The organism is Allobosea sp. 01N443 (assembly GCF_056399325.1).
Genome location: NZ_JBFTRC010000156.1, coordinates 1 through 13,282, shown reverse-complemented (window position 1 = coordinate 13,282; position 13,282 = coordinate 1). Strand labels below are relative to the sequence as shown.

Below are 13,282 nucleotides of genomic sequence, written 5' to 3'. Positions count from 1 at the left end.
GTTGTAGCCCCATTCATTTCCCCAGATCATGACCGAGTGCCCCGTCGAGACCGCCCGGTACTGGCGGTCTGGTGGCTCGAAATCGGCCGGCCTGATCGGGCTCCTGATCTCTGCGTTCGAGACGAACCGGGGTTGATGGCGGCGGGCGGGATCCGCAATCGGGACCGCAGCGAGCAATCGTTTCGTATAGGGATGCTGCGGGTTGCCGAAGATCGCGGCGCGGGGCCCGATTTCGACGATCTCGCCGAGATACATGACCGCGACCCGGTGGCTGAGCCGCTCCACCACGGCCATGTCGTGCGAGATGAACACGTAGCTCAACCCCATCTGGGCTTGCAGATCGAGCATCAGGTTGACGACCTGGGCCTTTACCGAGACGTCCAGCGCCGAAACGGACTCGTCGGCGACGATCAGGCGCGGTTCGAGCGCCAGCGCGCGGGCAATGCAGATGCGCTGGCGCTGCCCTCCCGAAAACTCGTGAGGGTAGCGGCGGGCCATGTCGGCCTGCAGGCCGACACGCTCCAGCAGGTCCGCGACCTTGTCTCGGGCTCCAGCCCGCGTGGCGAGACCATGGATGACGAGTGGCTCGGCGATCGCCGCACCCACCGTCTCGCGCGGGTTGAGGCTTCCGAACGGATCCTGGAAGATCATCTGGATGCGCCGGCGCTGCTCGCGCAATTCGTCCGCCCCCAGCTTCAGCACGTCCACGCCGTCGAGGAGGATCGAGCCGGCCTCGGGCTCGACCAGCCGCAACAGGGAGCGCCCGGTCGTCGACTTGCCGCAGCCGGATTCCCCGACCAGCGCCAGTGTCTCTCCCGAGCGGACATCGAAGGAGACATTCTCGACCGCATGGACCCGCCCCGTGACGCGGCCGCGGATGGCGGAACGGATGGGGAAGCGCGTCGTCAGGTTGTTGACCTCCAGAACAGAGCGCTCGTGATCCTTCACGGTATCGGGCACCTCGACCGGGACATCCGACGTACCGGTGCTGCGATCGACGATCGGGAAGCGCATGGGCCGCTCGCGGCCGTTCATCGAGCCGAGCTTCGGCACGGCCGCGAGAAGCGCCTTGGTGTAGGGATGTTGCGGCTGCCGGAAGATTTCGGCCGTGGGGCCGGACTCGACCGCCTCGCCGTTGTACATCACCACGGTTCGATCGGCGATTTCGGCGACCACCCCCATATCGTGTGTGACGAAGAGGATCGACATGCCCTCTTCCTGCTGAAATTCCTTTATGAGCTCCAGGATCTGCGCCTGGATAGTGACATCGAGGGCCGTGGTCGGTTCGTCTGCGATCAGGAGCTTCGGCTTGCAGGCGAGTGCCAGGGCGATCATCACGCGCTGGCGCATGCCTCCCGACAATTCAAAGGGGTACTGATCGAGACGACGCTCCGGATCCGAAATGCGGACCTTCCGCAGCATGTCCAAAGCGAGGTCGCGCGCTTCCGATTGCGAACAATCCCGATGCGCCAGGATCGCCTCGGCAATCTGATCGCCGATCCGATAGACCGGGTTGAGGCTGGTCATCGGCTCCTGGAAGATCATCGCGATGTCGCTGCCGCGGAGCGAGCAGGCTGTCTCCTCCGAGAGCCGGGCGAGATCGTAGGTTCTGCCCGATTTCGCAGCGAATTCGATCCGCCCGCCGGTCACGCGCGCAACGCCTTTCGGCAGAAGCCCCATGATTGACAGGCTGGTGACCGACTTGCCCGAACCGGACTCGCCGACCACCGCAAGGGTCTCGCCGCGCCGCAGATCGAAGGAGATGTCCTTCACCGCGGCCACCGCGCCGTTCGGCGTGGCGAATTCGGTTCGCAGCCCCGCTACGGAAAGCTGGACGTCCTGGGGAAGAGGAGCGTCGGTCCGATCCTGAAAATCGCCTTTGCGTTCTCCGCCCTCGGGCAGGCCCCTCAGTTTGGTCGTGCGGGGATCGAACACGTCGCGCACGGCGTCGCAGAGCGCGTTGACGACGAAGATCGTCGTCACCAGTGCAGCGCAGGGCCAGACGAGGCCGAGCGGATTGATCTCCAGATAGGCGCGCGCTCCACGGATCATCAGGCCCCAGGATGGCGTCGGCGGCACGATGCCGAGCCCCAGGAAGCTCAAACCGGATTCGACGACGATTGCCGATGCGACCACCAGCGAGAACTGCACGAAGAGCGGCGCGGCGATATTGGGCAGGATCGTCCGCCGCAGGATGCGGGAGGGGCCCGCTCCAAGGGCGCGCATCGCCTCGACATATTCCTTCTGCTTRACGGCGCGGACCTCGCCATAAGCGATCCGGGCGAATTCCGGGGCGTAGAAAACGGCGAGTGTGACGATTAGGGTCGCRGTGCCCGGGCMGGTCAGGGCAATGACGAGCAGGGCGAGCAGGATCGGCGGGAAGGCCAGCATGAATTCCGCGGTGCGGACGGTGAGCACCTCGGCGACACCGCCGAAATAGCCGCCGACCATGCCGGCGCTGATGCCGACGAGGGCCGCCACAGCGCCGGTCGCGAGAGCGACGCTGAGCGACACCTGCGCACCGTAAAGCAGCCGGCTCAACACATCGCGGCCGAATTCGTCCTGCCCCAGCCAGTGCTCGGCCGAGGGCGGCGCCAGGCGGCCCGCGATATCCAGGCTCAGGGGATCGTAGGGAGCGATCACCGGCGCCAAGACGGCGATCAGGATCAGAATGGAAAGCGCGATCAGCGAAGGCGCGAGATGGCGCGCCCTGGGATTCCGCCACAGCGAGACGAGGCCGTTCATAACGCACGCACCTGTGGATCGAGAATCGAATAGAGGAGGTCGACAATGAGATTGAGCAGGATGAACAGCGTCGCGGTGACGAGCACCACCCCTTGGACCTCGGGATAGTCCCGGTGCTCGACGGCCCTGACGAGGAAGCCGCTCATGCCGGGCCAGTTGAAGATGAACTCGACGAGCACGGTTCCGCCGAGCATCGTCCCCATCTGGAGACCTGTGACGGTAAGGACGGGCCCCAGGGCATTGCGAACGACGTGCCGGCGCAGGACGCGCGGTTCACGCAAGCCCTTTGCCCGCGCCGTGCGCACCCAGTCCTGCTGGAGCACGTCGAGCACGGTCGCGCGCGTCATGCGGATGATGATCGCGGACAATCCCACGGCCACGGCCGTCGCTGGCATCAGCAACAGGGTGAGATGCGTTATCGGGGACTGGCTGAACGGGACAAATCCGCCTGCCGGCGCGATCCGCAGCATCAAGGCGAAGAGCAGGATGAACAGGGTGCCGAGCACGAAGGTCGGAACGGACAGTGCGAGGCTCGTCGCAGTGCCCAGCACCCGGTCGATTGCGCGCCCCCGATTGCGCGCCGCCAGAACCCCGAGCGGAATTCCTGCGAGCAAGGACAGGGCTGTCGCTGACGCGATCAGTTCGAGCGTGCGCGGCAGGCGCTGCGCGATGTTGCTCAGGACCGGCTCGTTGTCGAGAAAGCTCCTGCCGAGATCGCCGCGGGCCAGGCGCGACAGATAACCGGTATATTGTTCCAACAGCGGGCGATTGAGGCCGAGGCGCGAGCGCAGCTCGGCCGCGACAGCGGGGTCGGGCTTGCCGCCGTCGGCCGAGAGCATGACCTCGACCGGATCACCCGGCACGATATGCAGGATCATGAACACGGCCGTGGCCACCATGAAGATCATCACGGCGGCTACCGCGCATCTTTTTACGATATAGGCGAGCATGATGCGGCTCTCTGACCTCTCTGCGCGCTCAACCGATCGAGGCGGTGTCGAAGGCCATGCCGACCTGATTGTTCATCTGGTCGGAGAGGACCTTGAAGCCCTTGACCCGATCGCGCACGCCCCAGCCTTGAGCCCGGAAATTGAGGAAGGTGACGGGAACGCTGTCCGCGACGGAGCGCTGCAGGTCGGCATAGATCTTCACACGGGCGCCGGTGTCGCTTTCGTGGCGGCCCTTGTTCAGCAGTTCGTCGAGCTTCGGGTCCGACAGGCCGAAGGAGCGGCGATACGAATCGGAGCCCGAACCGAAGAAGGCGGTCAGATCATCGGGGTCGCCCAGATCCGGCCCGCCTCCGTTAATGGCGAAGTGATAGCGCCCTTCGTTGCCCTGGCTGACCCGGACGCCCCATTCCGGAAGGCTGAGCTTCACCTGCATGCCGATGGCGGCCAGGTGCTGCTGCATGATCTCGGCGATGTCCTTGTGGAAGCCGTAGGTGCTCGTGGCCAGCAGCGTCGCCTGGGCGTTCTGGGCACCGGCCTCCTTCAGCAGGCTCTTGGCGCGATCGGGATCATAGGGCCAGRGATGCTCGAGTTCGCTCACGGCATAGGGCGACCCGGCCGGAAGCGGTACGCCGTCCAGGACCTTGCCGGCTCCGAAGAAGGCCGCCTTGACGATGTCCTCGCGCTTGACGGCGTGAGCCACCGCCCGCCGCACCTTCGGATCGGTGAACGGGCCCTCCTTCAGGTTGAAGACCACGTACATGAAGGAGCCGAGTGAGTTCTGAAGCGTCAGGCCCTTGGTCTGCGACAGGCCCTTCATGCTCTGCCACGGGACATATTCGATGATGTCGACATCGCCGGYGTTGAGGGCAGCGATGCGAAGGCTGTCATCGGGGTAGGCGACGAAGCGGACGGTCTGCGTCGCAGGCTGGCCCGGCCGGTAGAAATCGGTCCTGGCCTTGAAGGTCAGCGACACGCCCTTTTCCGAACTTTCCAGCCGGTAGGGGCCCGCGCCGATCATCGCATCGGGATTGTCCATCTTCCCGGCGAAGACGATCGGCGCCATCTGGCCGGCCAGCGCCAGAATGAAGGAAGGCGTTGGCTGCTTGAGCACGATGCGGACGGTCTTCGGGTCCTCCACCGCGATGGTCTCGACCGCCTGGAAGGCCTGCCGGACATAGGCCGTGGACCTCTCGCCGCGGATGGCATCGAACGAGGCCTTGACGTCGTCGGCGGTCACCGGCTCGCCATTCTGGAAGGTGGCGTTCGGGCGGAGCTTGAAGCGATAGGTTCGGGGATCGGGCTGCTCCCAGGATTCCGCGAGCTCCGGTTGCACGCCCCCCTTTTCGTCGAAGCAGAGGAGCCCGCGGAACAGCAGAGCCTTGACCGTGACGGCAGCCTGGCCCGACCAGTCGAAGGGGCGCAGGTTCGGTGGATAAGCCGACAAGGCGTAGGTAATCGTGCCTGGGGCCGCCGCATCAGCGGGCCTGGAAAAAGCTGCGGGAACGAGCAAGCCAGCGCCAATTGCGGCGCTGCCCTGCAGGAACTGGCGCCGGCTCTTCGAGAAATACCGGCCTTCCGCCATGTTTCGATTGTTCGCCATATCCCCTCTCCGTCTTGTTGTTTCTTGAATTGCAGGGCCGCTGAGCTACAGGGCCATCATTCAGTTTCAGACGAGCCCTCCGTTTGACTTCGACGGGCCGTTCTTGCCCGTCGCTACGGCGGTCTCCCTCGCGAGCCCGGCGACTGAGCGGCCTCATGAGTTTCGCCGAGCGATCCGGTTGTCCCGCACCAGACTCCCGATCCTGACCCATAAGTCCAAGTCGAAATTCGGCAGCGTATATTCCCCAAGTTATAGCTTCGACGAAGCAGCAAAGGCCGTCGCTTCGAGCACCGAAGTGCCAGAGCGTTGCGTCGGGTGCTGAGCAGGCAGACGTGATCGCTTCCGGCCGGGCCATCAGGCCGCGGCGGCGTTCATGGTCGCGATCGGCTAAAGCATCGACCCGAAAAGCAGTACCCGGGGTTTCGGGACAAAGCTCATGCAAACACAAAGGGTTAGATCATCGGACCGGATACGGTTTCTTGTCCCATGATCTAAGCAGCCGACTGTCTTCGCCCTTCACGGAGCAGCGCCAACGCCTCATTGATCAGCCTGTCTCCGTATCCGGCGCGGGCGTACTCTTCGGTCATGATGTCGTTGAGCAGATCGGCTGCGACCATCGCGACCGACCGCTCGGCCGGACTGCCGAAGCCGCCGCCGCCGGGCGTTGCAATGCGAACAGTCTCGCCGGTGTCGATGAGGAGCTGGGCGATCTTCGAGGGCAGTGCCTGCTCGCGCCCGGTCCCGGGGTTGCGCGTGACGCGGCCCACGCCACCGTTCCCACCGCCTTCCGCACCGGGCGCGCCCGCCTTGTGCCGGTCCGAGCGCGCTTCGAGATTGGTCCTGTCATGCAGCGCCCGCACGGTGCGCGCGATGCCCATTCCGCCACGCCACTGGCCGCAGCCGGCGGAATCGCGAACCAGCGCGTACTCCTCCACATGCAGCGGGAACTCGTTTTCCATTGCCTCGGTCGGAAGGTTGAGCGAATTGGTCACGTGGACATGAATCCCGTCCATCCCGTCGCCGTCGCAGCGTGCGCCACCGCCGCCCCCGACCGTTTCGCCGCAGATATAGAAGCTGCCGTTCTCGGGGCGGTGGCCGGAGAAACCAAAGGAGGGCAGCACGTCATAGGCGGAGGCGATCCGCGTGCTCGGATCCACCAACGGCTGGAAGGCGCCGAAGATCGCGCCAGCAAGGCGCTGGCAGGCGATGGTTCGCGAGCCCACCGGTGCGGGGGAGCGCGGATTGACGATGGTGCCTTCCGGCGCCCGCAGCACGATTGAATCCATCATGCCGGAATTCGCCATGAGTTCGGGATCGAGCAGCGCCTTGACGCAGTAATAGGCCGTGGCCCTGAGCGCGTTCTCGGCGATGTTGATCGCTCCGCGCGCTTCCGGCCCGCTGCCGGTGAAATCGATCACGAGTTTTCCGCTCTCGACGCTGACCGCTGCGCAAAGTGGCACCATCTCGCCGTCGGGCAGTCCGTCATCGTCGAGCCAGGCCGTGAAGCGGCTGGGGCCGCCTTCCGCCAGACCGGCGATACGCAGGTCGAGCCGCCGCTTCGTGTAATCGAGAAGGTCGCGAATGCGCGCCCTGAAACCCTCTGCGCCGATGCGGCGCACCAGCTCAAGGGCCGCATCCGAGCCGCGCTCGTTGGTGGCGACCTGGACGCGCAGGTCGAGCACTCGCTCCTCCGGCAGGCGCGAGTTCAGCGCGATCAGGCTGAGCAGGTCCTCGTCGACCTTGCCCTGGCGGCAGACCCGCATCACCGGGATGCGCAGCCCCTCCTCGAAGATCGAACGTGCCGTCGGCGAGGTCGAACCCGGCACCGCCCCGCCGACATCGGTGTGGTGGCCGATATTGACCACGAAGGCGATGAGATCCTCGCCCTGGAACACGGGGGTCGCGACCGAGATGTCGGGCAGATGGGTGCCGCCGGCGGCATAGGGATCATTGGAGATAAATGCGTCCCCAGGGCGGATCTCGGCACGCGGATAGCGCGCCAGAAGTCCTTCGACCACGCCCATCAGCGAGCCGAGATGGACAGGGATATGCGTTCCCTGCGCGACCAGTCGACCCTTGCCGTCGAACAGCCCGACTGAGAAGTCGCGGCGCTCCTTGATCTGGGCCGAGAACGACGAGCGCATCATGTTGATCGCCATCGTCTCGGTGATCGAGAGCAGGCGATTGGCGAAAACCTCCATCGCGATCGCATCGAAACCGACGATCGACCCGGCATCTCTGTTGGGCATCTGCATGATCAAGTCCTCAACGCTGCAGCGCGATATGGATGTTGCCGAAACCGTCGACCTCGGCCGTCTGGCGCGGGAGAATGACGGTGGTGCCGCTCATTTCCTCGACAATCGCCGGCCCCTCGAACGGCACGCCGGCCGGCAGGAACGCGCGCCGGTAGATCGGGGTATGAACCCAGCCGCGATCGGTGCCGAAATAGACCTGGCGCGTGTCGATCCGGGCCGCGTCGAGCGAAGTACCCTTCGTCGGAGCGACGCTCTCGCCCTTCCTGACATGGCAGACGGCCTTGAGCCGAACATTGACGACCTCGATGTCGCGCCCGTCGAGGCTGTAGCCGAACTGGTCGGCATGGGCGCGGTGGAACCGGCCGACGAATTCGTCGCGCGCGCCGTCCCGCAGTTCGTCGAGAGGCACCGGGATGTAGTGGCTCTGGCCGCGATAGCGCGCATCGAGGGTGAAATGCAGTTCCCTGGCGGCATCGGGGATGGTTTCCGTCTCGAGCCACGCGTGACCGGCCGCGGACAATTCCGCACCGAGCGCGACGAGCTGCGTCCAGCTCTCGCCGCCGACGCGGATCAGCGCCGTGCGGACGTAGTCGCGGCTGAGATCCGACAGCAGGACGCCGCGTGCGCAGAGCGTGCCGGGTTCCTGCGGGACGACGATCTTGTTGAGGCCGCACTCCTCCGCGACGTCGGCGGCATGCAGAGGCCCGGCGCCGCCGAAGGCGAAGAGCGTGAAGGCGGCAAGGTCGTGTCCATGCTCGATCGAGACCGAGCGGATCGCCCTGCTCATATTGGCCGTGGCGATGCTGACGATGCCATGTGCGGCTTCCTCGACCGAGATACCGAGCGGATCGGCGATCTGGCTGCGGATCGCCGCATAGGCGAGACCGCGATCGACCTTCATCCTTCCCTCGAGCAGGGCCACGGGGTTCAGGCGGCCGAGCACGATATTGGCGTCGGTCAGCGTCACCTCGGTGCCGCCACGCAGATAGGAGATCGGCCCTGGCATCGCCCCCGCGCTGGTAGGCCCGACCTTCAGCGCGCCGGCATCGTCGAGCMGCGCGATGCTGCCGCCGCCCGCGCCTATCACGTGGATATCGACCATCGGCATCCGCACCGGATGTCCTGCCACCAATCGGCTTGAGGTGAACTGGGCACGGCCACCGGTGATCAGCGACACGTCGGTGCTGGTGCCTCCGACGTCGAACGTGATGATCTCGGTCTCGCCGATCTCGGCGCCGAGCCGGGCCGAGCCGATCACCCCGGCGGCCGGGCCTGAGAGACAAGTCAGCACCGGCAGTTCCTCGACGGTCTGCACCGGCAGCAGGCCGCCATTGGAATGGAAGGTCAGCGGTTCGACCCGGATGCCGGAGGCCGCGATCTTCTCGCGCAGCCGTCGCAGGTATTTCTGGGTATGGGGCCCGACATAGGCGTTGAGCACGGTCGTCGAGAACCGCTCGTATTCACGAAACTCTGCAACGACTTCCGAGGAAACGCTGACATAGAGATCGGGCGCAACGCGCTTGATCAGGTCGCGCACCGCCCGCTCATGCGCGGGATTGCGGTAGGAGTGCAGGAACCCCACCGCCACCGCCTTGACGCCGCTGTCCCGCAGCTGGATGACGAGCTTCTCCACCGCCGCGAGGTCGGGCGATGCCAGCGCCGTCCCCGATTTGTCGAGGCGCTCGTCGACCTCCACCCTGCGATGTCGCTCGACCAGTTCCTCGGGCTTGCGCACGGACCAGTCGAACAGAGAGGGCCTGGTCTGGCGCCCGATCGCCAGAACATCGCGAAAGCCCTTGGTGGTCAGGAGCCCGGTCGGGACGCCGCGCCGCTCGATCACCATGTTGGTGGCGACGGTCGTGCCGTGGCCGACATAGCCGACCTCCTCGGGCGAGACCGCGTTGAGTTCAAGCATCTCGACGATGCCGGACGAGATCGCCCGCGAGGGATCGTCCGGCGTCGAGGGCACCTTGTGGAAGGCGGTCGGACCGCCATTGGTGTTGACCATCACGAAGTCGGTGAATGTCCCGCCTACGTCCACGCCGATCCGATACATGTCGCATTTACTCCCTATGGTTGTCCGGCATCACGCCGCCGCCCGCTGCTGCATGAGCCGCGTGGCGCCGAAGCCTTCGATCGATCGCCGCGTCGTGCCGTGGATGACGAGATCGGCCATGATCGCGCCGACCACCGGCACGAGCTGAAATCCGTGCCCCGAGAAGCCGAACGCRTGAAACGCACCCTTCGCGTTCGGAGAGGCGCAGATCACCGGCAGATGATCCTTCGTCGTGGCCTCCATGCCGGCCCAGGTCCGTACGATGCGCAGCGCGCTGATCGAGGGGAACAGATCCGTCGCGGCGCGAGCGCCCTTGGAGAGCTTCTGGAAATCGACGTGGCTTTTCTGAACCTCGATATCCGCCCGGCCCTGCAGGCCGCCGCCAATGACGAGCGTTCCCTGGTCCGACTGCTTGAACGAGAGCGGCCGCCCGACCACACTGACGACGGGTTTGAGCAGCGGCGCAACGCGCTCCGTCACGATCATCATCGAGGCCTTGAGCCCCAGCGGAATGTCGTCGCCCAGCATTGCGGCGATCTTACCCGCCCAGGCGCCCGCGGCGTTGATCACCGTCGGGGCAACGAAATCGCCGGCATGCGTGCGCAGTCGCCAATCGGCCCCGGTCTGTTCGATCGCATCGACGCCAACGCCCTCGTGAATCGCCACGCCCGCGGCTTCCGCGCTGCGCCGGAACGCCTGCAAGGTCCGGTGCGGGTCCGCGGCACCGTCGCGCCGTGCGATCAATGCCCCCACGCAATGCGGTGAGATCGCCGGCACGAGCTTCAGGAGCTCGGCGCGGTCGATCAGTTCCTCGTGCGCGTATCCGGCCTCCCGCATCTGGGCGAGACGGCTCTCGAGCTTGGGCAGATGGCTCACATGCTCGGCGATGTTGAGCTGGCCATGGGAATGGAAACCGCAGCCGTCCCCGACGATCCCTTCAATGCCGTGCCACATCTCCATGGCTTCGAGGGAAATCGGGATCTCAGCGGGATCGCGATTGAGCGTGCGGACACCTGCCGCTGTCGCTCCGGACGCGTGGCGTCCGACCCACGATCTTTCGAGGATCGTGACGCGGCGACCGGCGCGCGCCAGATGCAACGCGGCTGACAGGCCGTGAAGCCCGCCACCGATGACGAGCGTGTCGATGACCTTCCCGCTCATGCCCCGGAATCCATCGTGTCGAGCGCCGCGAGTTCACCCAATGTAACGGGCTTGAGCGGCGGACGGGCCCTGTAGAGCCCGACATCGGGCACGCTTCGGCCTTCCGCCGCGGCGAGGACATGGGCAACCGTGTAGCTGCATTGGCGACCTTGGCAGGGGCCCATGCCGGCGCGCGTGAAGGCCTTGACCTGGTTCGGCCCGGGACGGTTCGCGCTGACCTGATCCCGGATCGACGCGACGCGGACCTCCTCGCAGCGGCAGGCGATCGTCTGGTCGGGCGGAATGAAGACTGCTGGTCGCGGGCGGAAATAGCGATCGAGGAACGCACGCGAGGCAAGCGCCCGCACCAGCCGGGAGCGGATCGGCTTCGCGAGGCTTTCGGCTTTTGCCTCTGACAGCCGGCCGGCCTTGGCCGCAATCTGCAGTGCAGCGAGTTCGCCCCGCAGGCATGCGGCCCTGGCACCACCGATACCGGCCCCATCCCCTGCGACGAAAACATTCCGCTCCGATGTCTCCCCCCAGCCGTCGAGTTCCGGCGCAAAACTGTCCTGGTCACTGTTCCAGGCATGCCGGCAACCGAGTGCGAGGGTCGGATGAATCGTTGGGACGAGGCCTTCATGGACGAGGAGAAGCCCCGCCCGCGCGGTCGCGGCACGGCCATCGGTCGTGACATAGCGGATGCGTTCGAGCGCCTGCTCGCCGATCGCCTCGATCTCGGCGACATGCCGGACATAGGGAACCTGCCGCCGCAACCGCGCGATCCAGGCCAGGCCCTTCAGAAGGTCGCCCGGCGCGCCGAACAGAGCCGCCGGCAACGTCGCCATGGTTTCTGCGGCCCGCCTGGGTGGCGTGGTATCCAGGAAACCGGCGATCGTTCCGCCCGCCTGCAACAGCTGGACAGCATACAGGAGCGGCAGGGGGCCGGAGCCAACGATCCAGGCCGGCTCGTCGGGAATCTGGCCCGAAGACTTCAGGACAATCTGGGCCGCGCCGACCGTCATCACGCCCGGCAGCGTCCACCCGGGAAACGGCGCCGGGCGTTCCTGTGCCCCCGTCGCCAATAGCAACCAGTCAGCCTCGACGGAGCTGGCGGCGCCGCCACGCCTCAGGAACGCCCGCATTCCCGCCTCGACGTGCCAGACCTGCGTCTCCGGTTCGTAATCGACGCCGCTCGCGCGAAACCGGCCGACCACGGCCGCGCCCTCGGCATAGGCCTTGCCGAGAAGTCCGGCCCGCGGGGTCCCGGCAACATGCTCGATGTTCCGCCAGATCTGCCCTCCCGGCGAGGGTTGCTCGTCGACGACGAGCACCTGCAGACCGTGCTGCTTCGCGATGATGGCCGCCGACATTCCAGCCGGGCCGGCTCCGACGATCAGGAGATCGGCACGCCGGCTCATGGCGTCACATCGGGYCGGCCGTGCTGACGCTCGATCCGCATGCCGTCGCGAACCTGCGCGAGGCAGGTCTGAACCGACGACACGCCGTCGACCACCGCAAGGCAATCGAAGCACACGCCCATCATGCAGTAGGGGGCCCGCCGCGCACCCGACACCGGGGTCGTCCGCGACCAGAACGATGCCTGCCGCAGAAGCACGGCTGCAACGCTTTCATCGGCGCCGGCAGTGACGGGATGCCCGTCGACATAGACCGTCAGCAAACCGCCGGCTTCCTGATCCAGCTTCCTGAACATGAGAGTGCCTTCTGGACGTTTCGACGTAAGACCGTGGCTCTTAGCGGGCGGCCGCCAAAGGCGATGATCCGCTGCGGGAACAGGCCGTCGGCGCGCGCTGCGTTCCCTGCCTTGGCATCTCGAAATGCTTCATCGGCCTTGGGCAATGCATGATGGTCCCTCCGTGTTGACGACGGTAGGAAGCTGCATACTATTATGTCCAATAGAAAAATGACCGCACTCTATTCCTAGAGTTATAGCATGCCGCGCGCGCTCAATCTGAGACAGATCGAAATCTTCAAGGCCCTGATCGAGCACGGCACAGTCAGCCGCGCGGCCGAGGCGCTCTACATCTCGCAGCCGGCCGCGAGTAAGCTCCTGATGCAGTTGGAGAAGGACAACGGCCTCAAGCTCTTCGATCGCTACAAGGGCCGCCTGGTGCCCACGGCCCAGGGCTTGCGCCTGCACGAAGAGGTCGCCCGGATCTTCGTCGGCGTGCGCCAGGTCGAAAGCGCGATCGGATTGATCAAGCGCGAGGATCAGGGACGCCTGGTCGTGGGCGTGATCCCTGCGCTCAGCGGCGCTTACATCCAGCGCACCACGATGAACTTCCTCAAGCGCAATCCGAACGTCTATTGCTGGATCAAATCGCCCAGCTCCCAATGGATCCCCGAATATGTCCTGACACGCGTTCTGGACATCGGGATCGTCACCGCACGCGTCGAGAATCCCTTCATCGTCACAGAACCGCTCTTCGAACACCCGTTGCTGTGCATCATGCCGGTCGGCCATCCGCTCGCCGATCGCAAAACCGTCCGGCCGGACGATCTGAACGGTGTTCCGTTC

At 65.7% G+C, this 13,282-nt stretch carries 9 protein-coding genes and 1 pseudogene; 1 reads left to right on the top strand and 9 read right to left on the bottom strand.

Annotated elements, in window-relative coordinates; all coding sequences use genetic code 11:
- The 9 genes and pseudogenes from AC1DRP_RS27460 to AC1DRP_RS27420 form a co-directional block, all read right to left on the bottom strand.
- A partial coding sequence (locus AC1DRP_RS27460) for an ABC transporter ATP-binding protein (RefSeq protein ID WP_476770108.1) occupies positions 1 to 1,815 on the bottom strand: 1,815 nt, incomplete at its 3' end.
- Between the two features lie 111 nt (positions 1,816 to 1,926).
- A pseudogene (locus tag AC1DRP_RS27455) lies at positions 1,927 to 2,745 on the bottom strand (ABC transporter permease); the annotation flags it as partial.
- On the bottom strand, positions 2,742 to 3,695 hold the full coding sequence (locus tag AC1DRP_RS27450; RefSeq protein ID WP_476770107.1) for an ABC transporter permease: 954 nt from the start codon (positions 3,693 to 3,695) through the stop codon (positions 2,742 to 2,744). The gene AC1DRP_RS27450 and the pseudogene AC1DRP_RS27455, both read right to left, overlap by 4 nt.
- A 28-nt stretch (positions 3,696 to 3,723) precedes the next feature.
- Complete coding sequence (locus AC1DRP_RS27445) at positions 3,724 to 5,295, bottom strand: ABC transporter substrate-binding protein (protein ID WP_476770106.1); 1,572 nt, start codon at positions 5,293 to 5,295, stop codon at positions 3,724 to 3,726.
- A gap of 491 nt (positions 5,296 to 5,786) precedes the next feature.
- On the bottom strand, positions 5,787 to 7,550 hold the full coding sequence (locus AC1DRP_RS27440) for a hydantoinase B/oxoprolinase family protein (RefSeq protein ID WP_476770105.1): 1,764 nt from the start codon (positions 7,548 to 7,550) through the stop codon (positions 5,787 to 5,789).
- A 10-nt stretch (positions 7,551 to 7,560) separates the two neighbouring features.
- A complete protein-coding gene (locus tag AC1DRP_RS27435) occupies positions 7,561 to 9,606 on the bottom strand; it encodes a hydantoinase/oxoprolinase family protein (RefSeq protein ID WP_476770104.1) in 2,046 nt (681 codons plus the stop codon).
- Between the two features lie 30 nt (positions 9,607 to 9,636).
- Positions 9,637 to 10,767, bottom strand: coding sequence for an NAD(P)/FAD-dependent oxidoreductase (locus AC1DRP_RS27430; protein ID WP_476770103.1), 1,131 nt, complete (start codon positions 10,765 to 10,767; stop codon positions 9,637 to 9,639).
- Positions 10,764 to 12,164 (bottom strand): FAD-dependent oxidoreductase, encoded by a 1,401-nt coding sequence (locus tag AC1DRP_RS27425; protein ID WP_476770102.1) that lies wholly within the window; start codon positions 12,162 to 12,164, stop codon positions 10,764 to 10,766. Before AC1DRP_RS27425 ends, AC1DRP_RS27430 begins: the two co-directional genes overlap by 4 nt.
- Complete coding sequence (locus AC1DRP_RS27420) at positions 12,161 to 12,457, bottom strand: (2Fe-2S)-binding protein (RefSeq protein ID WP_476770101.1); 297 nt, start codon at positions 12,455 to 12,457, stop codon at positions 12,161 to 12,163. The genes AC1DRP_RS27425 and AC1DRP_RS27420 overlap by 4 nt, the downstream gene beginning before the upstream one ends.
- A gap of 240 nt (positions 12,458 to 12,697) precedes the next feature.
- Here AC1DRP_RS27420 and AC1DRP_RS27415 point away from each other — a divergent pair.
- Positions 12,698 to 13,282, top strand: a 585-nt coding sequence (locus tag AC1DRP_RS27415; RefSeq protein WP_476770100.1) for a LysR family transcriptional regulator, incomplete at its 3' end; no start/stop codon positions are given.